Raw genomic sequence first — 25,758 nt, forward strand, 5'->3', positions numbered from 1 at the left:
GGAAGACATGCCCCATACGGACCAGACGAAGACGCTCGACGTCATCACGATCGGCCGCTCGTCCGTCGATCTTTATGGCCAGCAGCTCGGCACGCGCCTGGAAGACACGGCCTCCTTCGCGAAATCCGTCGGCGGCTGCCCCGCCAATATCGCCATCGGCACCGCCCGCCTCGGCCTCAAGTCCGCGCTCATCACCCGCGTCGGCGACGAGCAGATGGGCCGCTTCATCCGCGAGCAATCCGCCCGCGAGGGCGTCAATGTCGAGGGCATCAGGACCGACAAGGAGCGGCTGACGGCGCTGGTGCTGCTCGCCATCGAATCCGAGGGCGTTTCGCCGATGATCTTCGTGCGCACCGACTGCGCCGACATGGCGCTCGACGAGGGCGACGTGGACGAAGCCTTCGTGCGCTCCTCGCGCGCCGTGCTGGTTTCCGGCACGCACTTTTCCCGTCCCAACACCGAGGCCGCGCAGCGCAAGGCGATCCGCATCGCCAAGGAGAGCGGCGGCAAGGTCGTCTTCGACATCGACTACCGCCCGAACCTTTGGGGCCTTGCCGGCCATGCCGAGGGTTTCGAGCGCTATGTGAAGTCCGACCGCGTCTCGGCCATCATGAAATCCGTGCTGCCGGATTGCGACCTCATCGTCGGCACCGAGGAGGAGATCATGATCGCCTCGGGCGCGGACGACGTGCTTTCCTCGCTGAAGGCGATCCGCGCGATCTCCGCCGCCACCATCGTCCTGAAACGCGGCGCGATGGGCTGCATCGTCTATGACGGCCCGATCTCCGACGACCTGGAAGACGGCGTGGTCGGCCAGGGCTTTCCTATCGAGGTCTATAACGTGCTCGGCGCGGGCGATGCCTTCATGTCGGGCTTCCTGCGCGGCTGGCTCAAGGGCGAGGACCACGCGACCTGCGCGACCTGGGCCAATGCCTGCGGCGCGTTTGCCGTCTCGCGCCTGCTCTGCTCCCCGGAATATCCGAGCTGGGAGGAGCTGGAATTCTTCCTGAAGAACGGCAGCAAGCACCGGGCGCTGCGCAGGGACGAGGCGATCAACCACATCCACTGGGCGACGAACCGCAAGCAGGGCGACATTCCGCTCCTCATGGCGCTCGCCTGCGACCATCGCATGCAGCTCGTCGACGTCGCCGACGAACTCGGCGTGCCGCACGAGAAGATCTCCGAATTCAAGCGCCTCACCGTGGAAGCCGCCGCGCGGGTCGCCGGGGGGCGGCCGGGCTACGGCATGCTGATCGACGAACGCTTCGGGCGCGACGCCTTCTTCGACGCCGCCACCAAGGATTTCTCGTGGCTCGGCCGGCCGGTCGAGCTGCCGGGTTCCAAGCCGCTGCGCTTCGAATTCAGCCAGGACATCGGCTCGCAGCTCGTGGAATGGCCGCTCGACCACTGCATCAAATGCCTGTGCTTCTACCATCCCGACGATCCGGCCGCGCTCAAGCAGGAGCAGCAGGAGAAGCTGCGCACGCTCTTCGAGGCCGCGCGCCGCGTCGGGCGCGAGCTGCTGGTCGAGATCATCGCCGGCAAGAACGGGCCGCTCAAGGACGATACGATCTCCACGGCGCTGCAGGAGCTCTACGATCTCGGCATCAAGCCGGACTGGTGGAAGCTGGAGCCGCAGGCCTCCCCGGAGGCATGGCGGAACATCGAGGCGGTGATCGCCCGGAACGACGCCTGGTGCCGTGGCATCGTGCTGCTCGGGCTGGAGGCGCCGACGGAGGACCTGGTCAAGGCCTTCGAGGCAACGAAGGTGGCGCCGGCCGTCAAGGGCTTTGCCGTCGGCCGCACGATCTTCGCCGATGCGGCGCGCGCCTGGATGGCTGGCAGGATGGACGACGAGGCGGCCATCGCCGATATGGCCGGCCGGTTCCGTGCGCTGACCGATGCGTGGCTCGGGACGCGCGGATTGAAATAGGAAGACCCTTCCCCAACCCCTCCCCACAAGGCGAGGGGCTTGCGATGCCGCGCCACCTTCATTTCCATGCCCCGCTGCTGCTTGAAGCAGGGGTGTGTTCTGGAAAAGCGGTTCGGCAGGTTAGCCCCTCCCCCTTGTGGGGAGGGGTTGGGGAGGGGAAAAACGACATGGACGAGACGAGCGGGAGGAATACCATGGCAAAGACGATCCGGCTGACGATGGCGCAGGCCGTCGCGCATTTCCTGAAGGCGCAGATGACCGTCGTGGACGGTAGGAAGGTGCCGATCTTCGCCGGTGTCTGGGCCATTTTCGGCCATGGCAACGTCGCGGGCATGGGCGAGGCGCTCTACCAGGTGCGCGAGGAACTGCCGACGCTGCGCGCCCATAACGAGCAGGGCATGGCGCATGCCGCCGTCGCCTTCGCCAAGGCGAGCTTCCGCCAGCGCTTCATGGCCTGCACGACCTCCATCGGCCCCGGCGCGCTCAACATGGTGACGGCCGCCGGCGTCGCGCATGTCAATCGCCTGCCCGTCCTGTTCCTGCCCGGCGACGTCTTCGCCAACCGCATTCCCGATCCGGTGCTCCAGCAGATCGAGGATTTCGGCGACGGCACCGTCTCCGTCAACGACGCCTTCCGCTGCGTCTCGCGCTATTTCGACCGCATCACCCGCCCCGAACAGATCATCCCGGCGCTGAAGCGCACCATGCAGGTGCTGACCGACCCCGTCGATTGCGGCCCGGTGACGCTCTCGCTCTGCCAGGACGTGCAGGCCGAGGCCTACGACTATCCGGCGAGCCTCTTCGAAGAGAAGGTCTGGACGCAGCGCCGCCCGCGGCCGGACAGCGACGAGCTTGCCGCCGCCATCTCGACGCTGCGCAAGGCGGAAAAGCCGCTGATCCTTGCCGGCGGCGGCGTGCTCTATTCGCAGGCGACCGCCGAACTCAGAGCCTTCGCCGGCATGCACGGCATTCCGGTCGCCGTCACCCAGGCGGGCAAGTCGGCGATCCCGGACGACCATCCGCTCTGCATGGGCTCCATCGGCGTCACCGGCACCTCCGCCGCCAATGCCTTTGCCGAGGAGGCGGACGTCATCCTCGCCGTCGGCACGCGCATGCAGGACTTCACGACCGGCTCCTGGGCACTCTTCAAGAATGAGAAGCTGAAGATGATCGGCCTCAACACCGTCGCCTTCGATGCTACCAAGCATGACAGCCAGCCGCTCGTTTCCGACGCGCGCGAGGGGCTGACGCTGCTTTCGGAAGCGCTCGGCGGCTGGAAGGCCCCGGCCTCGGTGGAAGCTTCGGCCAAGGCCCGCAAGGACGAATGGATGACGGCGGCGAACCGGGCGACCGCGCCGACCAATGCCGACCTTCCTTCCGACGCGCAGGTCATCGGCGCGGTGCAGCGTACCATCGGCGGGGAGAATTCCGTGCTGGTCTGCGCGGCGGGCGGGCTTCCGGGCGAGCTGCACAAGCTCTGGCAGGCGGTGAAGCCCGGCGGCTACCACATGGAATACGGCTTTTCCTGCATGGGCTACGAGATCGCCGGGGCGCTCGGCGTCAAGCTGGCCCGGCCGGAGGCGGATGTCGTCGTCATGGTCGGCGACGGCTCCTACATGATGATGAATTCCGAGCTTTCCACCTCGATCATGCTCGGCAGGAAGCTGACCGTCGTCGTACTCGACAACCGCGGCTACGGCTGCATCAACCGCCTGCAGATGGGCACCGGCGGCGCCAACTTCAACAACCTGCTCAAGGACGCGATGATCGAGACCATGCCGGATATCGACTTCCGCGCCCATGCCGAGAGCATGGGAGCCGTCGCCGTCAAGGTCTCCTCCATCGCCGATCTCGAAGCGGCCATTGAGGAGAGCAAGGCGAACGAGCGCACCTCGGTCATCGTCATCGACACCGACCCGCTGATCACGACGCAGGAAGGCGGGCACTGGTGGGACGTCGCCGTGCCGGAGGTGAGCCCCCGGGCCGAGGTCAACAAGGCGCGCGAGGCCTATGTGAAGGCCCGCGCGGCGCAGAGCCTCGGTTAGGACGGACAACGCCCCCTCTCCTCCTCTCCGTCATCCTCGGGCTTGACCCGAGGATCTACCGACGCAGCAGACAAACAGTTCGGGGCATGGATCCTCGGGTCAAGCCCGAGGATGACGGAGGAGAGGCAGGGAGAGATAATGATACCGGAAGGCCGTTTGCCTTCCCCAAGGAGACCCAGATGAAAGCCAAACTCGGCATGTCGCCCATCGCCTGGTGGAACGACGACCTTCCTGAACTCAGCGACGACGTCTCGCTTGAGGAGTGCCTTCGCCAGTCGCGCAGCGCCGGCTTTACCGGCATGGAGCAGGGCCGCCGCTTCCCCGGCACCCCCGAGGAAATGCTGCCGATCCTGCGCGCGGCCGACGTGACGCTTTGCGGCGGCTGGTTCTCCGGCACGCTGGTCGACGAGGAGCTCGCCGCCAACAAGGACCGTATCGCGCCGATGATCGAGCTGTTCAAGGCCGTCAATGCGCCCTGCATCGTCTATGGCGAGGTCGGCCGCTCCATCCAGGGCGACCGCTCGAAGCCGCTCGCCACCAAGCCGCGCCTTTCCGACGACGAGATGAAGGCCTATGGCCGCAAGCTGACGGAATTCGGCGAATGGTGCACGGAACAGGGCATGCCGCTCTCCTACCATCACCACATGGCGGCCGTCGTGGAGACCGAGCCGGAACTCGACGCCTTCATGAAGGCCTCCGGCGAAGGCATTCCGCTGCTGCTCGACGCCGGGCACCTCGCCTTTGCCGGCGGCGACGTTTTGCGCGCCATCGACAACCACCATACCCGCATCAACCATGTCCATGTGAAGGATATCCGCCGTTCCGTGGTCGACGGCCTCGACCGCAGCCGGCAGTCCTTCCTCGACGCGGTGGCGCTCGGCGCCTTCACCGCGCCGGGCGACGGCTCGCTCGATTTCGAAGCCATCGTGCAGAAGCTGGCCGATTACGGCTATGAAGGCTGGTTCGTGGTGGAAGCCGAGCAGGACCCGCGCAAGGCGCCGCCGCAGAAAATGGCCGAGATCGGCCACGCAGAACTGATGCGCGTCATGACCGCCGCGGGTTATATCGTGGAGACGGAAGGTTTCCCGAAGGGCTGACCGTCCCGGACGCCGAATGAAAGGAACATGCCCATGCCGAACCTCCTCGTAAAACCGAACGGCACCCATGGCCGCGTCAGCCATGTGACGCCCGAAAGCGCCGGCTGGACCTATGTCGGCTTCGACCTGCACCGCATGAAGCCGGGCGAGATCGTCGCGGCGGAAACGGGAAGCCGCGAGGTCTGCCTCGTGTGGATTTCCGGCAAGGGCAAGGCGACGGCGGGCGGCAAGGATTTCGGCGTCCTCGGCGAGCGCATGAACCCCTTCGAGGGTGCGCCGCATGCGCTCTACATCCCCGCCGATTCCAACTGGTCGGTGACGGCGGAAACCGACCTGGAGCTCGCCGTCTGCTCGGCACCCGGCGGCGGCGACCATGAGGCGAAGGCCATTCCGCCGGGCACCCATCCGAAGCTTTCGCGTGGCAAGGGCTCGAATGTCCGCCACGTCTACAACATCATGCCGGAAGACGATAATTCGGCCCATTCGCTGCTCGTGGTCGAGGTCATCACCCCGAGCGGCAACACCTCGTCCTATCCCTCGCACAAGCACGACCGGGACGACCTGCCGAACGAAAGCCTGCTGGAAGAGACCTACTACCACCGCATCAACCCGCCGCAGGGCTTCGCCTTCCAGCGCGTCTACACCGACGACCGCTCGCTCGATGAAGCCATGGCGGTGGAGGACGGCGACGTGACGCTGGTGCCGAAGGGCTACCACCCCTGCGCCACCATCCACGGCTACGATCTCTACTATCTCAACGTGATGGCGGGGCCGAAGCGGGTGTGGAAGTTCCACAACGCCAAGGAGCATGAGTGGCTGCTGGGGTGAGCCCTGGCGAGGCCGTTGCCTGACCGCCTCCCTTCGAACGGGGCGGCCCGATAGTTCAACACATCACGCCGCCCATGCCGGTTGCCCCTCATCCGCCTGCCGGCACGTTCTCCCCGCAGGCGGGGAGAAGGGATATGCCGCGCCGTTTTTCCCGACCCTCCAACGTTGCGTGGGGCAAGCCCCCTCTCCCCGCTTGCGGGGAGAGCGACTGTCTTGAGCTGCAGGCCAAGAAAGGGCTTGGGAATGAGGAGCTTGTTGAGAATTTCAGTGTCCCGTCCTTGCGCATAGCGGGCTTGGTCCCCGGCCGGAGCTTGGCCCAAGCGACTGTACGGGCTTGGGAAATCCTGGCGAGTGTCCCTTGCTCTCCCACGAACTTCAAGTTCTCAGGGTTATCGGGCTTGATCGCCAATCCCCTCGAACCGGCCAGTCCGGGAAGCAAAGTCCAAGTCACAAGGGTTAGGGTGAGGGGCGAACGGAAAAGAATGGCGCAGCGCCTACCGCTTCCACTTCCGCGTCAAACCCCATGCCCTGGCAATCTCCAGTGTCGACGAAAACCCCGCCTCCAGCATGAACGGCTCGGCGGATACCGCATGGCCGCCGCCCTCGCCGGTCATTACCGGCGTACCGTGGCCCATGCCGTCGATTTCGTGGAAGGTGACGAGGGCCTTGCCATCCTTGTCGGGCCAGATGCGCGTGCGGCGGCCCTTCATGCGCTTTTCCACGAAGGCGTCCTTCGGCAGGCGGTAGAGGTCGCGCCATTGCTCGACGAGGGCGAGGCCGTTGGAGAGGGAGACAGTATCGTCCGCCGTGCCGTGCCAGATCGAGATGGCCGGCTTGCGGGGGATGGTCGGCGAGACGTTGCGGACGAGGTCGGACCATTCGCGGGCGGTGCGCTCGGGAGCCTCCTTCATCGCGTCGAAGGCGCGGGTGGCGTCGCGCGCCGCGCCGAAGGGAAGGCCTGCGATGACTGCACCGCCGGCGAAAAGCTCGGGATAGTTCGCCAGCATCGCGGCCGTCATCGCCCCGCCGGCGGAAAGGCCGGTGATGAAGATGCGCTGCGGGTCGCTGCCCGCCTGTTCGGCGGCATGCGCCACCATCTGGCGGATCGACATCAGCTCGCCGCGGTCGCGCGTGACCTCGCTCGGGCGGAACCAGGTGAAGCAGAGCCGCGGATTGTTCGCCTCGCGCTGCTGGGCATAGACGACGGCAAAGCCGCGCTCGTCTGCAAGCGACGCCCAGCCGGCGGCGCGGTCGTAGCTTTCGGCATCCTGCTGGCAGCCGTGCAGCACCAGTACGAGCGGCCGCCCGGCGGGCAGGCCTTCGGGAATATGCGCGAACATGCGCAGACAGCCGGGATTGCTGCCGAAATCCGTGACCTCTACAAGCGGCGAGCCGCCTGCCGGACGGCGGCGAGTGGCGGGCGTCTTGCGCTCGGGTGTACGGTGGAAGGGCCAGAGCAGGTCGCCCAGCCGCGCCTCGGTCGGCACCAGCCGCTCGACCGACCTCTTGAAGCGGTCTCGCATGCCCGGCCTCTCTTTCGTGGAATTGCTCATCGTCAGGCTACATGCGCCTCGTGAAGGACAGGATCAAGGCAGAAGGGGCGAATTTAAGGGGGATGGCTCATTCTGCGAACTCATGAGGGCATTCATAAATAGCCAAAGCGTTCGCCCCTCGCTTTCGTTCCCGCCCTTTCGGATGAAGGCAAGCTGATGTAGCACTTCTGCAACGACAAAACCGCGACAGGATGGAAGCAATGAGCGAGCACCACGGCGTCACTCCGGAACAGGCCCGCGCCAAGATGGCGCCCTTCGACTGGGCCGACCCCTTCCTCCTCGAGGACCAGCTGACCGACGAAGAGCGCATGATCCGCGACACGGCCCGCGCCTATTGCCAGGACAAGCTGGCCTCCCGCGTCACCGAGGCGAACCGTCACGAAATCTTCCACCGCGAGATCATGAGCGAGATGGGTGAACTCGGCCTGCTCGGCCCGACGATCCCCGAGGAATATGGTGGCGTCGGCGCCAACTACGTTTCCTACGGCCTCGTCGCCCGCGAAGTCGAGCGCGTCGATTCCGGCTACCGCTCGGCCATGTCCGTGCAGTCCTCCCTCGTCATGCACCCGATCTTCGCCTACGGCACGGAAGAGACGCGCAGGAAGTATCTCCCCAAGCTCGCCTCCGGCGAATGGGTCGGCTGCTTCGGCCTCACCGAGCCGGACCATGGCTCGGACCCCTCCTCCATGATCACCCGCGCCAAGAAGGTCGACGGCGGCTATCTCGTCTCGGGCGCCAAGAACTGGATCACCAATTCGCCGATCGCCGATGTCGCGGTCGTCTGGGCCAAGTCCGACGCGCATGACGGCAAGATCAAGGGCTTCGTGCTGGAACGCGGCATGAAGGGCTTCGAGACGCCGAAGATCGAGGGCAAATTCTCGCTGCGCGCCTCCGTCACCGGCATGATCATGATGCAGGACGTCTTCGTTCCCGACGAGAACCTGCTGCCGGAAGTCGCCGGTCTCGCCGGCCCGTTCGGCTGCCTCAACCGCGCCCGCTACGGCATCGCCTGGGGCGCGATGGGCGCCGCCGAATTCTGCTGGCACGCCGCGCGCCAGTACACGCTCGACCGCAAGCAGTTCGGCAAGCCGCTCGCCGCCACCCAGCTCATCCAAAAGAAGCTGGCCGACATGGAGACCGAGATCGCGCTCGGCCTGCAGGGCGCGCTGCGCCTCGGCCGTCTCTTCGACGAGCACCGCGCCCCTGCCGAGCTGATCTCGCTGATGAAGCGCAACAATTGCGGCAAGGCGCTCGACATCGCCCGCGTTTCCCGCGACATGCACGGCGGCAACGGCGTCTCGGACGAATACGGCGTCATCCGCCACGTCATGAACCTTGAAGCCGTCAACACCTACGAGGGCACGCACGACATCCACGCGCTGATCCTCGGCCGCGCGCAGACGGGGCTCCAGGCCTTCCAGTAAGGCGGCCTGGCACCGGCGACATCTCCGGCGGCCGTTCGCTAAAATGCGGGCGGCCGCCTTCACTTTTTGTCCATCCCGTTTCGATACAGTGGAATCCAGGCAACAGAAGCGGGAGGGAACCGTGCCCCTCGAAACCGTCCACGACCAGGTCCACCTGCGCAACCCCAAGCGCAGCTTCGTCCAGTATCGCCTCGACAAACCGGGCTACATCACGCCGATCGGCCACCATCTCAGCACGGCGATGCGCTACACCTGCCTCATCCGCAGCATTTCGAGCGCCGGGGCGGTGATCTCGATCAACAAGACGCTGACATTGCCCGAGAACTTCTATCTGGAGATCCACGGCATCCGCGACGAGATTCCCTGCACGGAATTCAAGCGTGACGGCGAGGAGATGACGGTGCGCTTCAACATGCACCTCGACGTCGATTTCCTCAATCTCGTGCTCGGACGGCCGGCCGCGACGCAGGACGCGTCGGCAGGCACCGTCAAAAATCAAGGCGATTAAACTTTTAAGCATTTGTTTCAACGAAACAAAACGGTCGCCTGCAACACTGCCCCCATCAGCCGGACATGATGTCCCCATCGGGAGTGTGCCAATGAGCCTGGGTGCCGATCCGCGGTCCGCCGCGGGACTTTACGAGCGTAAGTGGGATCGTTTCGCGGTCAACCGGCAGGGCATGCTGATGACCGTCGGCCTTGACCTTGCGGCGCCGAAGCTGCGGAGCTGCAAGCTCATCGACATCTCGCGAGGCGGTGCCAGCTTCACCGTCACCACGACGATCGGCCTGCCGCTCCACTACTACCTCTCCATCGTCGGCGTCACCTCGCGCATCGGCTGCGCGGAGGTCTACCGCACCGACAGCCGCGTCGGGGTGCAGTTCATCAAGGAAATCGACGAGGAACTGCTGCACTCCATCGTGCGCTCCGACTATTTCACCGGCGCCGGCCAGGGTCGTCCGAAGAAGGAGGAGCGCCGCTACATGGCCGGCGTGGAAAGAGGCGGCGTGGGCTCCGCCATCACCTGACACGTCGCCTCTGCGGGCGCGTCTTGCTTTTTCGCATGCCGTCGCGGCAAAACCGCTGCGCACTTTTGCGCGACATGCTTTAGGGTGCCGTCGGAAGAGCGATTCCGGCGGGCGCCTCGTGGCGGCGGCCGGTGCCTTCCCACCGTTCCACCGTTCTCCAGGCGCTTTTCATGTCCGCATTTTCCCGTTTCACCGCCCTCGCCCAGACCCTGCCCTCCACCGTGCCCTTCGTGGGGCCGGAGGCCATCGAGCGCAACCGCGGCCTTGCCGTCAGGGCGCGCATCGGCGCCAACGAAAGCGGTTTCGGCCCGGCCCCCTCCGTGCTGGAGGCCATGCGCGCTACGGCCGGAACGACCTGGATGTACAGCGATCCGGAGAATTTCGAGTTGCGCGAGGCGCTCGCCCTCCACCATGGCGTTTCGCGCGACAATATCGCCATCGGCGGCGGCATCGACGGGCTGCTCGGCGAGATCGCGCGGCTCGTCGTCGAGCCGGGCACGCCGGTCGTAACCTCGCTCGGCGGTTACCCGACCTTCAACTACCATGTGAACGGTTTCGGCGGGCGGCTCGTCACCGTGCCCTATGCCGGCGACCGGGAGGACCTTGAAGGCCTTGCCGAGGCCGTGCGCCGCGAAAACGCGCCGCTCGTCTACTTCGCCAATCCGGACAATCCGATGGGAAGCTGGTGGGACGCCGAAAGCGTCGTCTCCTTCGCGCGGGCGCTGCCGGAAACGACGCTGCTCATTCTCGACGAAGCCTATGGCGAGACGGCGCCGGCCGGTACGATCCCGCCGGTCGCGGCGCTGATCGGCCAGCCGAACGTGCTGCGCATGCGCACCTTCTCGAAGGCCTACGGGCTTGCCGGCGCGCGTATCGGCTATGCGATCGGCACGCTCGGCAATGCGCAGGCCTTCGACAAGATCCGCAATCATTTCGGCATGGCCCGCGTGTCGATCCAGGCGGCGCTCGCCGCGCTGAAGGACCAGGCGTACCTGGCCGACGTCATCGGCCGCATCGCCGCGGCCCGCGAGCACATCGCGGGAATCGCACGGGTGAACGGCCTCCTCCCCCTCGCTTCCGCCACCAATTTCGTCACCGTCGACTGCGGCCGGGACGGCACCCACGCCAAGGCCATCGTCGACGGCCTGATGGAGCATGGCGTCTTCATCCGCATGCCGGGCATCGCCCCCCTCAACCGATGCATCCGCATCAGCGTCGGGCCGCAAGCCGACATGGCGCTGCTGGAGGAAGCCCTGCCGAAGGTCCTGAAGGGCCTCGGCTGACCGGCCGGGCATGTGGAGACAGTCGGGCGGATCCGGTTCTCTTGCCGTTTATCGCCCGCCTGCCGCCGATGCCTTGCCGGCCGGTTCTCAGTGAACCGTCATCCACTCGCGGGCGGCGCGCAGCGCCTTGGCGAGGTCGGCCTTCGCCATCGTCGCCGCAAGGTCGGCGCGCAGCTCGGCGGCGCGTTCGCAACCCTTGATAGCGGCGATGTTCAGCCACTTGTGCGCCTGAACGAGGTCGATGTCGCAGCCACGGCCCGTGGCATACATGAGGCCCATGTCACAGAAGATTTCGGCGCGGTTCTCGCCGCCCATCATGGCGGCCGTTTCGATGGTCTGAAAGTCAAAGCGTGCCATTTCGATTGTCCCTGTCTTCTTTGGTTTACTGCCGTATTGCCCTGTTTTTTTTGCCCTTTTGGGGCCTCCTCGGGCGCCTGCCGTCTTCTGCGGCCCGGTCTTCCTTCGGAGTTTTGCGGCCCGGTTTTCCGTGCTCGTCTTATGGCTCCACTATGCCGCCCGCCTTTCAAAATGCGCTTAAAATGCATGCTTAATTTGCGACGAACAAAATCCAAACGCTTGGTAAAATTGGATTTTCGTTAAACATCGCACCCCTTGGAAACAGCGGCATTCGGCTAAAAATTTACCGATTGTTCAACCGGCGATTTCAACCCTTCGCTAACCACGGAAAACGACCGCCTTTTCACGGCAGACATTCTTGCCCGTCTGGAGCCCCCCGCACTTCCCCGGAAATCCCGTCATGCGCATATTTACCTTTACGTGTGCGTAAGATACATTCCGGCTCTCATTCTGGAGGAGGAAGAGAATGAAACCGAGGACATGGATCGTCGCCGCCCTTCTTACCGCGCCCGGCATCGCGCTGGCGGCCGAACCGATCGAAGGCAACTGGAAGACGGCGAGCGGAGCGACCGCCGTCATCGCCAAATGCGGCGGCAGTTTCTGCATCACGTTGAAGACGGGCAAGCACGCCGGCAAGCGCATCGGCAAGCTGGACGGTTCCGGCGCCGACTATACCGGCTCGATCACCGACCCGGAAACCGACAAGACCTACAGCGGGTCGGGCGCGGTCAGCGGCAGCTCGCTGCGCATGAAGGGCTGCGTGCTCGCGGTGCTCTGCAAGACACAGACCTGGTCGCGGCTCTGACCGGAGCACACGGCCGGCCCGCGCCAGCCTCCCACGCTTCCAAAGCCGGCGCACCGCGCCGGCTTTTTCGGTCCGCGGGACCGGCGCCACACCCTCGTCGGGCGAATCACACCTTTCCTGAACGGGAGATGAATGGAGCCATCAGGGATCGTTCAGTCCCGAAGTGCGACAACGGGTACACCGAAACATTTCGCATGAGGGACAAAATCATGGACATCCTCGCACGCCGCCTCACGATCATCACCCTGCTGATGGCCGTCTTCGCGATCATGCTGGCCGCCGCCGTCGAGACGGACTACCGCCGCAGCGCGCCCAACAATTCCGGCAAGCTCGTCGCGTGCTCCACGCCGCACATGTGCCGCGCCGCCCTCTGACACCGCCCACCGCTGGATGCCTTCCATGACCGCCGCCCTCGCCCGCACCTCCGCCACCTTCCTGCGCATCCTCGCCCTCTCGGCGATGACGATCGCCCCGGTCGGCGCCCTCGCCTGGAGCAATGCGGGCAGCCTCGGCATCGGGAAAAAGGGGGCGGGCCTCGTGCTTTTCGTCACCCTCCAGCGTCAGTCGATGAGCTGAGAAGAGACTCCGCCTTTCCCCGATCCATGCTAAACCGGGCCGGCCTTGCGCCATCAGCCCGGAGCATCGGATGAAATCCCTCCTCGTCTTTTCCATTGCCGCGCTTGCCGAGATCGCCGGCTGCTTCGCCTTCTGGGCCTGGTGGCGGCTCGACAAGTCGGTTCTCTGGCTTCTTCCCGGCATGGCGTCCCTCGCCCTCTTCGGCTGGCTGCTGACGCAGGCCGACAGCGCCTTCGCGGGGCGCGCCTACGCAGCCTATGGCGGCGTCTATATCGCCGCCTCCCTGCTCTGGCTGTGGTTTGCCGAGGGCCTGCGCCCAGACCGCTTCGATATTGCCGGTGCGGCGCTGGCTCTCGCCGGCGCGGGCATCATCCTCGCTGCTCCGCGATAGGGCTTGCGGGCACGCCGAACTTGTCGTTTGCTTGTCAAATAACAACAACTATAGTGATTCATGAGCAAGCCAGTCTTTTCGCCGAAACCGCTTTCCTTCGCCACGCCGGAGCCCTTCGAGGCCCGGTCCTTCGACGATCCGGTCGCCGCCGTCGACGCGCTCGAAGACCTCTACCACCGCAACACGACCTTCCTGACGGATGCCTTCGTGTCGCTCGGCAAGAACGGTACGCCCGACACCCGCTTTCGCGCCTGCTACCCGCAGGTCAGCATCGAGACGACGAGCTTCGGCCATGTCGATTCGCGCCTTTCCTACGGCTATGTCGCCTCGCCGGGCGTCTATACGACGACCATCACGCGGCCCAAGCTCTTCCGGCATTATCTCAAGGAGCAGCTCGGTCTGCTGATGCGTAACCATGGCGTGCGCGTCATCGTCTCGGAATCGACGACGCCCATCCCGCTGCATTTCGCCTTCGGGGAAGGCGCGCATGTGGAGGCGCACGTCGCCGAAGGCATCGAGCTTCCGCTGCGCGACCTCTTCGACGCGCCGGACCTGACCAATACCGACGACGAGATCGCCAACGGCGCCTACGAGCCCGGCCCCGGCGAGCCCTCGCCGCTCGCGCCCTTCACCGCGCAGCGCATCGACTATTCACTCGCGCGGCTCAGCCACTACACCGCCACGAGCGCCACCCACTTCCAGAATTTCGTGCTCTTCACGAACTACCAGTTCTATGTCGACGAGTTCTGCGAATGGGCCCGCCAGCAGATGGCGGAGGGCGGCAACGGCTATACGGCCTTCGTCGAGCCCGGCAATATCATCACCCATGCAGGTGCCGACCGGCCGGAACCGAACATCACGCCCGGCCGCCTGCCGCAAATGCCGGCCTACCACATCAAGAAGAGGGGCCATGGCGGCATCACGCTCGTCAATATCGGCGTCGGCCCCTCCAACGCCAAGACGATCACCGACCATATCGCCGTGCTGCGCCCGCATGCCTGGCTGATGCTCGGCCATTGCGCGGGCCTGCGCAACAGCCAGAAGCTCGGCGACTATGTGCTCGCCCATGCCTATGTGCGCGAGGACCACGTCCTTGACGACGACCTGCCGGTCTGGGTGCCGATCCCGGCGCTTGCCGAGGTGCAGGTGGCGCTGGAGAGCGCGGTGGAGGAGGTCACGGGCCTCGAAGGCTACGACCTGAAGCGCATCATGCGCACCGGCACCGTCGCCACGATCGACAACCGCAACTGGGAACTGCGCGACCAGCGCGGGCCGGTCAAGCGCCTCTCCCAGTCGCGCGCCATCGCGCTCGACATGGAATCGGCCACCATCGCCGCCAACGGCTTCCGCTTCCGCGTGCCCTACGGCACGCTGCTGTGCGTGTCCGACAAGCCGCTGCACGGCGAACTGAAACTGCCCGGCATGGCCACGGCCTTCTACCGCACCCAGGTCAACCAGCACCTGAGGATCGGCATCCGGGCGCTGGAAAAACTCGCCGGCATGCCGACGGAGAAGCTGCATTCGCGCAAGCTGAGAAGCTTCTTCGAGACGGCGTTCCAGTAGAGGCGAAGGTGGACAGGCCGGCCTGGAAGGTCTAGTCACCCTATAGCTTGAACGTGCCGGGATGTTTCGTGACATCCCGGCACGTTTTTGCGCTGAGAATTCCGTTTTGAGCGCCTTTCTGCATGCTTTCGTCGAGCTACCGTCCGTCCATGCCCAATCTTCCGAAAATCTGTTCCATCCTGAAGAATTTCCTGGTCTTTAGCGGCGGGTCGGTTGTCGGCGCGATCATCGACTATGTCGTCACGCTCGGCGCCAACGGCCTACTCGGCACGCCTCCCTCTCTGGCGTTAGCGGCCTCGATGGTGGCAAGCGGATCGATCGTTTTCCTCTATCACGACAGGATCACCTTCCGCACATCCGGTACCGGATGGGTGAAACGCTACGTCAAGTTCATGATGCTGACGGCGATCATCCTTGCCCTCCGGGTCGTCGTCCTGGAATTGTTCATCGCCGCGGGACTTCCCGTCTTCATCGCCGTCGCGCTGGCCATCGGCATCGTTTCCGTCGCCAATTTCGCTGCCTCATCGATGCTCGTCTTCATGAAAGGAAGCAAATGACCGCCGGTCAAAACCTTTCCATCGTCGTTCCGATCTTCAACGAGGCGGAGAACCTTCCGCATCTGGTCGACAGGCTGAATGCGGTCTCCGAACGCATCTGCCGCGAGCATGACGTTGCCGCCGTCCACTATGTCTTTATCGACGACGGCAGTTCTGACGGAAGCTTCGGCATTCTCGGCAAGCTCGACTTTGCCGGGCACACCGCCACGCTCCTGCAGTTTTCCAGGAATTTCGGCAAGGAAGCCGCCCTTTCGGCCGGCATTGATGCGGCCGCGGACGCCGATGCCATCATCATGATGGATGCCGATCTCCAACACCCTCCCGAGCTCCTCCTCGACCTCGTGCGTGTGTGGAAGACGGAGGAGGTCGACAGCGTCTTCACCTACAAGGAGGACCGCCGGACCTCGGAGGGCTTCCTCAAGGCCAGGCTGACGAGCGGTTTCTACTGGATCATGAACCGGGGCGCGCGCTTTTCCATCACCGAGAATGCCGGCGATTTCCGGCTGATCAGCCGGCGCTATGCCAATGCCCTGCGCCTTTTGCCGGAAAGCCAGCGTTTCATGAAGGGGCTTTATGGCTGGGTGGGCTTTGCCCAGCGCGGCCTGCCGCTTACCCCACCACCACGCGAGCGCGGCGTCTCGAGCTTCAACGGCGCCCGGCTCCTTGCCATGTCGTTCGACGCGATGACCAGCTTCACCACCGCCCCCCTGCGCCTGATGGCGCTGGCCGGTCTCTTCATCGCCTGCATCAGCGCGCTCTATGGCATCTATATCATTCTGGAACGGCTTTTCTTCACCTCCAACGGCATCGGCATCGCCTCCGTTCTGGCCCTGATCTCCTTCTTCGGCGGGATCCAGATGATCTTCCTCGGCCTTCTCGGGGAATATATCGGCAAGACCGTGCTCGAGGCGAAGCGGCGCCCGCCTTATATACTGGCCGAAAGGCGCGTGGTATCGCCCGTCACTGACACCGTGCCATCCGCAAGAACCGAGACCCCATTCTGAATGTTCAAGAGCCTTTCCTCCAAGCCGACGCTGTTCGTCCTGATCCACTGCGTGGTGTGGTGGGCGATGATCATCATCGCCAAGCCGAACCTCGACCGCTACGGCGACATGGTCGAAGTCTACGCCTGGGCGCAACACTGGCTGGCCGGCTCCAGCAAGCATCCGCAGTTCCTGCCTTGGATGGCCAAGATCTGGTTCCTGGTGGCCCCCAAGAGCGTCGCCTCGTTCTACCTGCTGTCGGCCGTCAATCTCGCCGTCGCGATGCTCGGCATCCTGGCGCTCGGCCGCGCGCTCAAGCTCAGCGACATGCAGGTGCTCGTCGCGCTCGCGCTCGGGGCGCTCGCCTTCCCGTATCTCACCCTCGCCGACAAGCTCAACATGAATGCGATCTGCCTCTCCACCTGGCCGTGGACGGCCTGGGCTTTCGTGAAGGCGACGTCGGAGCAGGACGGAAAGCGGCTGCTTCACGCAGCGCTCTTCGGCCTGTTTGCCGGGCTGTCCATGCTCAGCAAATACTATTCGATCGTGCTCATATTGCCGCTTTTCGCCTTTACCTTCCTGCCGCGCCAGCGCTGGCTGTGGCGGACGGCAGCGCCATGGGTCGCGATCGTCGTGTTTCTCGCGGTGACCATGCCGCACCTTCTCTGGCTGCTCGACCATCGGGACGCCCTTGCCTATGCGAGCGAACAGGGGGCGGGCGACGACATGGGCAACGCCGTCTACTATATCGCAAAGTTCGTGGTCGCACCGCTCTTCTACTGGCCGATCCCGCTGGTGCTGGCCGGACTTCTTCTCGTCGGCGGTTCCGTTGCGTCCCGTTATGCGCGCCTGCTGCGATGGCCCCAGGATCGCCCCGTGCTCGGCGTACTAGCGCTTGGTCCCTGGCTGGTAGCGCTCTTCTTCGCCGTCGTCGGCCTTGCCGAACTGTCGACGCCCTGGGCGATACCGATCGGCTTTGCCTTCATGCTCTACCTCACCGCCAATGCCGAGCCGGCCCGTCTGGAGGCGAACGGCCCGAAGCTCATCACCGCGTTCCGTTTCATCTGGCCGCTCATGCTGGTCGGCGGCCTCGCTGCGGCAGCCTTCGACGGCTACAAGGCCAACACGAACGCCTACAGGCCGGACCAGGAACAGGCAATCGCGGCCATCGAGCACTGGCAGGCGCGCCATGAAGAACCGCTGGCGTGGGTCGCCAGCGGCAACTCTGCCGCTGCGATCTCGTTCTTCTCCCCTTCGCCCATCGAGGCATTGCCGGCTCTGCCGGACGCCCTGCCGTCTTACTATCCGCCGCGCGCGAACTGGAAGGCCGAAGCCGGCATGATCGCCTGCCCCTTGCATGTTCCGGGTGAAGGCGACGCCGAATGTGTGCAGGCGGCGCACGCCTGGGCCGCGGCCAATGGCCTGCAATCGGAAGACGCGACCTTCACGGTCAAGCGCTCGGGCTTGCGCTTTCCCCGCGAAGTACCGTTCGAAACGGCGGTGGTCTATGTCTGGCCCAGGTAACGGCAGGGGCAGGCAAAAATGTTGATCGCAGACGACTTCGGCCTTGGCCGCGGGCATGACAAAGTCATCCTCGATCTCCTCGAAAACCGGCGGATCGACGGAACCTCGGTCATGATCGACGGCGACATCGATCCGCAGGATATGCAGCGCCTGCGCCGTGTGCGCGAACAAGGGGCGGCCGTTGGCCTTCACCTCAATCTCACGCATGGTTTTTCCGGGCGAAACTTTCATCGGCCGCTCGGGGAATTGCTCGGGCTTTGCCTCACCGGGCGCCTTCCGCAGCAGGCAAAGAGCGAGTTCCACAGGCAGGCGGAGGCGTTCCGCACCGCCTTCGGCTTTCTGCCCGATTACTATGACGGCCACCAGCATTGCCACTGTTTTCCCGGTCTAAGCCGGCTCGCGGCAACCCTGCCGCGCGAGAACGGCACCTGGATGCGCGTTCCCCTGCCCCGGACGCTTGGCGGCCTTTGGCTTAACCTGCGTTCAGGCGGCCCGAAGGTGACCCTGATCATGACGTTGGCGCTCTTCGCCGGAAGGACCTTCCGCAAGGCAGGTTGGGCGACGAACAAGGATTTCTCCGGCTTTCTGCCGCTGGACAGGCCGGAGGCCGTCGCACGCTGGCTGCCCCGGCTCTTGCGTGCGCGGGCGGACGATACCCTTGTGATGGTGCATCCGGGGCGTGCCGATGACCGGAGCCAATGCCCCGGCCATTCACCGCAAAGCCGCGCCGCGGAGGCAGAAATCCTCTACCACCAGACCTGAAGCCGGAGGCTTTGCTTCTCAGGCCGTCAGCACCTTCCATGCATGTTCCAGCCCCTTGCGCGTGATGTCGACCATCTGGTCGACCTCGGCGTGGGTGATGACGAGCGGCGGGGAGAAGAGCATGCGGTCGCCGGTGGCGCGCAGGACCAGGCCGTTTTCGAGGCAATGGTTGCGGACGGTGACGCCGGCCTTTTCCTTGTCCTCGAAGCGCCTGCGGGTCGTCTTGTCCTCGGCGAGCTGGACGGCGGCCATCAGGCCGACCTGCTGGACTTCGCCGACGATCGGCAGGTCTTCCAGCGACTTGAGGCCGGCGGCGAGATAGGGGCCGATGTCGTCGTGGACGCGCTCGACGAGCTTTTCATCCTCGATGATGCGCAGGTTTTCGAGCGCGGCGGCGGCGCAGACCGGGTGGCCGGAATAGGTGAAGCCGTGGTTGAAATCGCCGACTTCCTCGACCAGCACATTGCCGACGCGGTCGGAGACCATGACGCCGCCGATGGGCAGATAGCCGGAGGAAAGGCCCTTGGCGATGGGGGCGAGGTCCGGCTCGACGCCGAAATGCTGGTGGCCGAACCAGTGGCCGGTGCGGCCGAAACCGCAGATCACCTCGTCCGTCACCAGCAGGATGTTGCGCGCCTTGCAGATGCGCGCGATTTCCGGCCAGTAGGTGGCCGGCGGCACGATGACGCCGCCCGCGCCCTGGATCGGCTCGGCGACGAAGGCGGCGACATTGTCCTCGCCGAGTTCGTCGATCTTCTCTTCGAGCTGGCGGGCCATCTTCAGGCCGAACTCGTCGGACGAAAGGTCGCCGCCCTCGCCGTACCAGAAGGGCTGGTCGATGTGATGGACGCCGGCGATCGGCAGGTCGCCCTGCTCGTGCATCCACTTCATGCCGCCGAGCGAGGCGCCGGCGACGGTGGAGCCGTGATAGCCGTTCTTGCGGGCGATGACCGCCTTCTTGGTCGGCTTGCCCATGGCGCCCCAATAGACGCGGGCCATGCGGAACCAGGTGTCGTTGGCCTCGGAGCCCGAGCCGGTGAAGAAGACGCGGTTGATGTTCGGGCCGGCATGGGAGGTGATCTTCTGGGCGAGCAGCACGGCCGGCGGCGTCGTGGTGCCGAAGAAGGTGTTGTAGTAGGGCAGCTCGTTCATCTGGCGCATGACCGCATCGGCGATCTCCTTGCGGCCATAGCCGATATTGACGCACCAGAGGCCCGCGAAGCCGTCGAGATAGCGCTTGCCGTGGTTGTCGAAGATGTAGCAGCCTTCGCCGCGTTCGATGATGCGCGTGCCCGCCGCGTTCAGCTTCTTCATGTCCGAGAAGGGATGAAGATGGTGGGCGGCATCGAGGGCACCGAGGTTGGAAACGGCTGCTGCGCTGGTCTTCGACATTTGACGACTTCCTTGGGGGTAGGTCCCGCCTTATTGAACGCCGGGACAGAATGCGTTACGAAAATGCCCATACAACAGGCATTTGGCAAGAGATCGAGCGCACGCAAAATTTCCTGTCCATGCTTCCCGCCAAACCAAAAGCAGGCACCATGACAAACGACAAGACGGCAGCCGGTTCGCCGCCCGCCAATGCCCTTAGCAATGCCCAAGCCCGTATCGAAATCCTCCTCGTCGGCATGAACGGGGACCTGCGCGGCAAGCAGGTGCCGCCGGAGGGCGAGAAGAAGATCTGGGACGGTTCGGTGCGCCTGCCCTCCTCCACCCAGTCGCTCGACATCTGGGGCGACGACAACGACGACATCACCGGCCTTTCCCTGTCCGTCGGCGACCCGGACGGCGTGTGCATTCCCGACCGCCGCTCGCTGGCGGCCATGCCCTGGGCGCCCGAGGGATCGCGGCAGGTGCTGGCGACCATGCACGAATTCGACGGCTCGCCCTCCTTCATGGACCCGCGCGCCATCCTCGCGCGCATGCTGAAGCGGTTCGAGGACAGGGGGCTGACGCCGGTCGTCGCCACGGAACTCGAATTCTACGTGGTGGAGGACGACTGGCGCGAGACGGGCAAGCCGCGCCCGCCGGCCGCCCTCATGTATCGCGACCAGCCGAACGGCTTCCAGCTCTACGACATGCGCGCGACGGATGCGCTCGACGATTACCTCCAGACCGTTCGGGCCTGGGCGAAGGCCATGGACCTGCCGGCGGACGCGACCACGGCGGAATTCGGCCCCGGCCAGTTCGAGATCAACCTGCTGCACCGGCCGGATGCGCTCGCCGCCGCCGACGACTGCATCTACCTCAAGCGCATCGCCGAGCAGGCCGCGCGCCGATTCGGCCTGAAATCCACCTGCATGGCCAAGCCCTATGCGGACCAGGCGGGCTCCGGCCTGCATGTCCATTGCAGCGTTATCGACAGGGACGGCCGGAACGTCCTCGACGCAAAGGGCGGCGAGCCGACCAAGCTGAAATCGGTCTGCGCCGGCATGCTGCAGACGATGCGCGACGCGCAGCTCGTCTTCGCGCCTTTCGCCAATTCCTACCGCCGCTTCCAGCCCGGTTCCTTCGCGCCCGTGGACCTCACCTGGGGCTTCGGCCATCGCGGCACCGCGATCCGCATTCCGGACAAGGACGGCCCGGCGGCGCGCGTCGAGCACCGCGTGGCGGGGGCGGACGTCAATCCCTACCTGTTGCTGACGGCGATCCTCGGCGGCATCCTGCTCGGGCTCGACAATCCGCTCGACCCCGGCCCGGTGACGGAGCCGGGCAAGGACGCGCCGGACGCAAGGCGCCTGACGCACGACTTCCTGACGGCCGTGGAGGAATTTTCCGCCTCGCCCTTCATCGCCGATGCGTTCGGGCCGGCCTACCAGAAGCTCTACGGCGACACCAAGCGCAAGGAGGCGATCACCTACCTGCGCACGGTCTCGGATTTCGACTACCAGACCTATCTGCCGCGGATTTGACGATCGGGGGCGGGTGCCCCTCATCCCGCCTGCCTGCCACCTTCTCCCCGCAGGCGGGAAGAAGGGATATGTCGCGCCGGCTTACCAAAGCCTGGCCGGCTTGTGGTGCAGGTCCTCTTTCCGAAGGGGGCGCGGTCACATACAAAATTCGACATCGCCCCTCTTCCCTTCTCCCCTCGGGGAGAAGGTGGCCCGAAGGGTCGGATGAGGGGGCGCGGCACAGAGAGTCTTTTTCTTCTGCCTTCGGCATCCCCCTCATCCGCCTGCCGGCACCTTCTCCCCGAGGGGAGAAGGGGAAAGGCCGCGGCGTTTTCCTCAACTATTGCGGGCTCGTGGGCACATTCCCTCTCCCAGCTTGTGGGCTGAGGGGCAAGCCTTCGCGCTGCCTCAGGCGGCAGCCGGCTCGGTCGTCGGCATGTTCTCCGCCTGGACCTTCGGCACCATGACCTTCAGTTCGCCCGGATGCAGGCGGATGGAGACGTCGCGATCCATCGGCAGGAGCTCGCCGTCGATCACGCAATTGATCGACCGCTCGACATTGGGAAAATGCAGCTCCACCGCTGTGCCGGTCATTTCCGTGACGTCGGCATTCTCGCGCAGCTTGCCGCGCAGGATGTCGAAGGCGAGCCGCGCGACGCCGGCCGGCTTCAGCGGCTTGGTCGTGTAAAGGCCGAGATGGCCGCCTGTGAGGTCGTCGGCATAGAGCAGGCCGTTCTCGCCGAAGCGGTTGTTCGAGATGTTGATGGCCGAGACCTTGCGGTGCTCCTCGACGCCGTCGACGTCGAACTCCACCTCGAATTCCGGCGGATCGAGGATGACGCCGATGGCGGCGCGCGTGTTGGCCGCGATCTTGCCGAGCCTGGAGCGGTAGCTCATTGCGTTGCGCAGCCGCACCATGCGGGCGTGAAGGCCGGCGGAGAACTGGTGCACGAAGGCGCGGTCGTCGGCCGTGCCGATGTCGGCGGCGGCGATGTCGCCATCGGCCAGCGCGTCGATCGCCTGCCAGATGTCGAGCGGAATCTTCAGCGACCTGGCGAAGAGGTTCATCGTGCCGGCCGGGATGATGCCGAGCGGCATGCCGCTCTGCCAGGCAAGGCCCGCCGCGGCCGATACCGTGCCGTCGCCGCCGCCGGCCAGCATCGCGTCGAGATCGGTGCGGTCCGAACAGCGCCGCAGCGCCAAGCCTATATCGGCGCCCTCGACGATGTCGCAGTCGAGATGGTGCCCCGCCGCCGAGAAGACCTTTTCCGCATGACGCGCATAGGCCTCCATGTCGGTGGTGCGGAACGTCCCCCCGTCCCTGTTGAAGATCGCCTGTACTCTCATTCGCATGCTCCGCGTGACGGCCGAGAACGCCTCAAGGGTGACCGCCCTCATTAGATAGTCGAGAAAGCGGCGATTCACAGGCGGGCGCGCAATACAATGCAATAAATCGTGAGGAGCGGCCCTTCGGCCAAATGCGCAATGGGATAAAAATCGCAGTAGGCAGCCTGCCGTGGTTTGATATAGTGCAGGCCGGTCGCATGCGTCGGGAGTACGCCTGTCGGCCGGATCTTACCTTCCCATCGTGGCCGTCCGGCCGGATCATATCGCAACAGCAGCCAGGAGGAGTGGCCGCCCTTGTGAGGGTTCGTCGCCGGTTTGCCGCGTGGGCCATCCTGCGGAGCCGACCCGTGTCCGACCATATCCTGCCGAACGCCGCCCCCTCCTCCGGGCAGCAGCCGCTTCCCGCGCTCACCGTCGCCCTCATCATCCTGGCGCTCGCCGTCGGCAGCTTCGGCATCGGCACCGGCGAATTCGCCATCATGGGCCTCCTGCCCGATGTCGCAGGCACCTTCGGCGTGACGACCGCCCAGGCCGGCTACGTCATCAGCGCCTATGCGCTCGGCGTGGTGGTCGGTGCGCCCGTGATCGCCGTCATCGGCGCGCGCTATCGCCGCCGCGACCTGCTTCTGGTGCTGATGGGCGTCTTCGCCGCGGGCAACCTTGCCAGCGCCGCGGCGCCGGGCTTCCAGAGCTTCATGCTGTTCCGCTTCCTCTCCGGCCTGCCGCACGGCGCCTATTTCGGCGTCGCCGCGCTGGTCGCCGCCTCCATGGTGCCGGTCAACAAGCGCACGCAGGCGGTCGGCAAGGTCATGCTGGGCCTGACCGTCGCGACCCTGATCGGCACGCCGCTCGCCACCTTCTTCGGCCAGCTCCTCGACTGGCAGTACATGTTCGTCGCGGTCGGCATCACCGGGCTCCTGACGGTCGCGCTGATCGCGATCTTCCTGCCGCGCGACGCGGCGCCGAAAGGCATCAACGCGCTGACGGAGCTTTCCGCCCTCAGGCGCAAGCAGGTCTGGCTGACGCTCGGCATTGCCGCCACCGGCTTCTGCGGCATGTTCGCCGTCTTCACCTACATCTCGCCCATCGTCACCGACGTCGCCGGCCTCAATGTCGGCATGGTGCCGGTCTTCATGGCGATCTTCGGCGGCGGCATGATCGTCGGCAACATCTTCGGGGCGAAGCTCGCCGACCTCTCGCTGATGCGCACGATCGGCTGGTCGCTGGTGCTCTACTTCTTCGTGCTCGTCAGCCTGTCGCTGACGGCGCACAACCCGGTCCTGCTCGGCCTCTGCTGCTTCCTGATCGGCTGCAGCTTCGTCGTCGGCCCTGCCCTCCAGACGCGCCTGATGGACGTCGCCGGCAATGCGCAGACGCTCGCCGCCGCGCTCAACCACTCCGCCTTCAACGTCGCCAATGCACTCGGCGCGCTGTTCGGCGGCCTGTCGATCAGCGCGGGCTACGGCTACGGCTCGATGGGCTTCGTCGGCGCGGCGACGGCCGTGGTGGGCTTCGGCGTGTTCCTGCTGTCGGCGGCGATGGAGCGGATGGACCGCGAGGCGGCCACCGCCTGCCCGGCGGAATAAACGGCCGGCGCAGAAACCAAGGGGCACCCGCCGGCAAAGGCCGCAACCCTCCCTGATCGTCAGGCTCGGGCCTGACCCGAGCATCCGCGTCGTCCGGTTTTTCGATACGGGGCTGGATCCTCGGCTCGAGGCCGAGGACGACGTCGGCGGGTGGGAACGGGTTTCCCAAACAAATGAGGGCGCCCGCGGCTTTCGCCGGGGCGCCCTTTTCCTTTGCGTCCGTGCGGATCAGCCGTGGACGATCTCGCGATGCTTCTGCAGGCGCTTGCCGAAGGCCTGGCTGACGCGGTCGAAGATGATCGCGATGCCGACGATGGCGAGGCCGTTGAAGATGCCGAGCGTGAAGTACTGGTTGGAGATGGCCTTCAGCACCGGCTGGCCGAGGCCCTGCACGCCGATCATCGAGGCGATGACCACCATGGCGAGGGCCATCATGATCGTCTGGTTGATGCCGGCCATGATGGTGGGCAGGGCCAGCGGCATCTGGACGTTCTTCAATTTCTGCCAGCTCGACGAACCGAAGGCGTCGGCCGCTTCCAGCACGTCCTTGTCGACGAGGCGGATGCCGAGATTGGTGAGGCGGATCATCGGCGGGATGGCGTAGATCACCACGGCGATGAGGCCGGGAACCTTGCCGATGCCGAGCAGCATCACCACGGGAATGAGGTAGACGAAGCTCGGCATCGTCTGCATGACGTCGAGGATCGGGTTGATGGCGTTCTGCACCCTGTCGGAGCGCGACATGAGGATGCCGATCGGTATGCCGATGACGATGGACAGGATCGTACAGACGAAGATCATGGAGACCGTCTTCATCGTGTCGTCCCACATGTCGAAATAGCCGATCAGGAGGAGCGTCACCACGGCGCCGGCGACGATCTTCCAGTTGCGGCTGGCGAACCAGGCGACGACCGCGATGAGCACGAGGATGATCGGCCAGGGCGTCTTCGTCATGAAGCGTTCTGACCAGATGAGAAAATGCTGCAGCGGCTCGAAAAGGGATTCGATACCGTCGCCATAGGCGCGCGTGAAGGCGCGAAAGCCCTCATCGATCGCCTTCTTGAGGTCGCGCAGCGAATTCGCGTCCATCGTCGGAAATTTCGTTAACCATTCCATGTCGATCCCCTTCCGGCCCGGTCCGGTCTTGCGCCGGTTTTCGAACCAAACCCTGAAACATCCCGGGACAAAGCGCGTGGCGATTTGCGCCAACGGCATGTATTAAAAC

24 protein-coding genes are annotated in these 25,758 nt (G+C 65.2%); 19 read left to right on the plus strand and 5 right to left on the minus strand.

Annotated features, from left to right (window positions below):
- The first annotated feature begins 7 nt into the window (after positions 1-7).
- The 4 genes from iolC to iolB all read left to right on the plus strand — a co-directional run bounded on the left by iolC (position 8) and on the right by iolB (position 5,903).
- The gene (gene iolC, locus L0976_RS17840) at positions 8-1,933 is read left to right on the plus strand and encodes a 5-dehydro-2-deoxygluconokinase (RefSeq protein ID WP_234188609.1); all 1,926 of its coding nucleotides are present in this window, start codon (positions 8-10) and stop codon (positions 1,931-1,933) included.
- A gap of 194 nt (positions 1,934-2,127) precedes the next feature.
- Positions 2,128-3,978: a 3D-(3,5/4)-trihydroxycyclohexane-1,2-dione acylhydrolase (decyclizing) gene (gene iolD / locus L0976_RS17845; RefSeq protein ID WP_234188612.1), complete on the plus strand. Its 1,851-nt coding sequence runs from the start codon at positions 2,128-2,130 to the stop codon at positions 3,976-3,978.
- 179 nt (positions 3,979-4,157) lie between these two features.
- The gene (gene iolE / locus L0976_RS17850) at positions 4,158-5,075 is read left to right on the plus strand and encodes a myo-inosose-2 dehydratase (protein WP_234188613.1); all 918 of its coding nucleotides are present in this window, start codon (positions 4,158-4,160) and stop codon (positions 5,073-5,075) included.
- Positions 5,076-5,108: 33 nt separating this feature from the next.
- Positions 5,109-5,903 carry a 5-deoxy-glucuronate isomerase gene (gene iolB / locus L0976_RS17855; RefSeq protein ID WP_234188614.1) on the plus strand — a complete coding sequence of 265 codons (795 nt, stop codon included), beginning with the start codon at positions 5,109-5,111 and terminating at the stop codon, positions 5,901-5,903.
- Between the two features lie 494 nt (positions 5,904-6,397).
- On the opposite strand, the gene L0976_RS17860 is transcribed toward iolB, so the two are convergent.
- Complete coding sequence (locus L0976_RS17860) at positions 6,398-7,426, minus strand: PHB depolymerase family esterase (RefSeq protein ID WP_234188615.1); 1,029 nt, start codon at positions 7,424-7,426, stop codon at positions 6,398-6,400.
- Between the two features lie 230 nt (positions 7,427-7,656).
- Here L0976_RS17860 and L0976_RS17865 point away from each other — a divergent pair, with 230 nt between their 5' ends.
- The 4 genes from L0976_RS17865 (at position 7,657) to L0976_RS17880 (ending at position 11,191) form a co-directional block, all read left to right on the plus strand.
- Entirely contained in the window at positions 7,657-8,880 is a 1,224-nt protein-coding gene (locus L0976_RS17865; protein WP_203318325.1) for an acyl-CoA dehydrogenase, read from the plus strand.
- Between the two features lie 121 nt (positions 8,881-9,001).
- Positions 9,002-9,388 carry a hypothetical protein gene (locus tag L0976_RS17870; RefSeq protein ID WP_234188616.1) on the plus strand — a complete coding sequence of 129 codons (387 nt, stop codon included), beginning with the start codon at positions 9,002-9,004 and terminating at the stop codon, positions 9,386-9,388.
- Between the two features lie 91 nt (positions 9,389-9,479).
- On the plus strand, positions 9,480-9,908 hold the full coding sequence (locus tag L0976_RS17875; RefSeq protein WP_234188617.1) for a PilZ domain-containing protein: 429 nt from the start codon (positions 9,480-9,482) through the stop codon (positions 9,906-9,908).
- 170 nt (positions 9,909-10,078) lie between these two features.
- The gene (locus L0976_RS17880) at positions 10,079-11,191 is read left to right on the plus strand and encodes a pyridoxal phosphate-dependent aminotransferase (protein WP_234188618.1); all 1,113 of its coding nucleotides are present in this window, start codon (positions 10,079-10,081) and stop codon (positions 11,189-11,191) included.
- Between the two features lie 87 nt (positions 11,192-11,278).
- On the opposite strand, the gene L0976_RS17885 is transcribed toward L0976_RS17880, so the two are convergent.
- Complete coding sequence (locus tag L0976_RS17885) at positions 11,279-11,548, minus strand: sel1 repeat family protein (RefSeq protein WP_203318321.1); 270 nt, start codon at positions 11,546-11,548, stop codon at positions 11,279-11,281.
- 466 nt (positions 11,549-12,014) lie between these two features.
- Here L0976_RS17885 and L0976_RS17890 point away from each other — a divergent pair, with 466 nt between their 5' ends.
- From L0976_RS17890 to L0976_RS17930, 9 genes are all read left to right on the plus strand, one after another.
- Entirely contained in the window at positions 12,015-12,353 is a 339-nt protein-coding gene (locus L0976_RS17890) for a DUF2147 domain-containing protein (RefSeq protein ID WP_234188619.1), read from the plus strand.
- A gap of 209 nt (positions 12,354-12,562) precedes the next feature.
- Entirely contained in the window at positions 12,563-12,727 is a 165-nt protein-coding gene (locus L0976_RS17895) for a hypothetical protein (protein WP_203319927.1), read from the plus strand.
- A gap of 25 nt (positions 12,728-12,752) precedes the next feature.
- On the plus strand, positions 12,753-12,929 hold the full coding sequence (locus L0976_RS17900) for a hypothetical protein (RefSeq protein ID WP_234188621.1): 177 nt from the start codon (positions 12,753-12,755) through the stop codon (positions 12,927-12,929).
- Between the two features lie 70 nt (positions 12,930-12,999).
- The gene (locus L0976_RS17905; RefSeq protein WP_203318318.1) at positions 13,000-13,320 is read left to right on the plus strand and encodes a YnfA family protein; all 321 of its coding nucleotides are present in this window, start codon (positions 13,000-13,002) and stop codon (positions 13,318-13,320) included.
- 60 nt (positions 13,321-13,380) lie between these two features.
- Positions 13,381-14,883: an AMP nucleosidase gene (locus tag L0976_RS17910; RefSeq protein ID WP_203318317.1), complete on the plus strand. Its 1,503-nt coding sequence runs from the start codon at positions 13,381-13,383 to the stop codon at positions 14,881-14,883.
- A gap of 149 nt (positions 14,884-15,032) precedes the next feature.
- The gene (locus L0976_RS17915) at positions 15,033-15,440 is read left to right on the plus strand and encodes a GtrA family protein (RefSeq protein WP_234188622.1); all 408 of its coding nucleotides are present in this window, start codon (positions 15,033-15,035) and stop codon (positions 15,438-15,440) included.
- Positions 15,437-16,444 carry a glycosyltransferase family 2 protein gene (locus tag L0976_RS17920; RefSeq protein WP_234188623.1) on the plus strand — a complete coding sequence of 336 codons (1,008 nt, stop codon included), beginning with the start codon at positions 15,437-15,439 and terminating at the stop codon, positions 16,442-16,444. Before L0976_RS17915 ends, L0976_RS17920 begins: the two co-directional genes overlap by 4 nt.
- Positions 16,445-17,947, plus strand: coding sequence for a glycosyltransferase family 39 protein (locus L0976_RS17925; RefSeq protein WP_234188624.1), 1,503 nt, complete (start codon positions 16,445-16,447; stop codon positions 17,945-17,947).
- Positions 17,948-17,965: 18 nt separating this feature from the next.
- A complete protein-coding gene (locus L0976_RS17930) occupies positions 17,966-18,709 on the plus strand; it encodes a ChbG/HpnK family deacetylase (RefSeq protein ID WP_234188625.1) in 744 nt (247 codons plus the stop codon).
- Positions 18,710-18,727: 18 nt separating this feature from the next.
- On the opposite strand, the gene L0976_RS17935 is transcribed toward L0976_RS17930, so the two are convergent.
- Positions 18,728-20,101: an aspartate aminotransferase family protein gene (locus L0976_RS17935; protein WP_234188626.1), complete on the minus strand. Its 1,374-nt coding sequence runs from the start codon at positions 20,099-20,101 to the stop codon at positions 18,728-18,730.
- 149 nt (positions 20,102-20,250) lie between these two features.
- Here L0976_RS17935 and L0976_RS17940 point away from each other — a divergent pair, with 149 nt between their 5' ends.
- Positions 20,251-21,621, plus strand: a complete 1,371-nt coding sequence (locus tag L0976_RS17940) for a glutamine synthetase family protein (protein WP_203318311.1) — start codon at positions 20,251-20,253, stop codon at positions 21,619-21,621.
- 387 nt (positions 21,622-22,008) lie between these two features.
- On the opposite strand, the gene L0976_RS17945 is transcribed toward L0976_RS17940, so the two are convergent.
- Positions 22,009-22,947 (minus strand): diacylglycerol kinase family protein, encoded by a 939-nt coding sequence (locus L0976_RS17945; RefSeq protein ID WP_203318310.1) that lies wholly within the window; start codon positions 22,945-22,947, stop codon positions 22,009-22,011.
- A gap of 347 nt (positions 22,948-23,294) precedes the next feature.
- On the opposite strand from L0976_RS17945, the gene L0976_RS17950 reads away from it, so the two are divergent.
- Positions 23,295-24,533: an MFS transporter gene (locus tag L0976_RS17950; protein WP_234188627.1), complete on the plus strand. Its 1,239-nt coding sequence runs from the start codon at positions 23,295-23,297 to the stop codon at positions 24,531-24,533.
- Positions 24,534-24,761: 228 nt separating this feature from the next.
- On the opposite strand, the gene L0976_RS17955 is transcribed toward L0976_RS17950, so the two are convergent.
- Complete coding sequence (locus L0976_RS17955; RefSeq protein ID WP_203318308.1) at positions 24,762-25,649, minus strand: proline/glycine betaine ABC transporter permease; 888 nt, start codon at positions 25,647-25,649, stop codon at positions 24,762-24,764.
- Positions 25,650-25,758: the final 109 nt, after the last annotated feature.

It is taken from the genome of Shinella sp. NM-101 (assembly GCF_021401195.1).
Classification (GTDB): domain Bacteria; phylum Pseudomonadota; class Alphaproteobacteria; order Rhizobiales; family Rhizobiaceae; genus Shinella.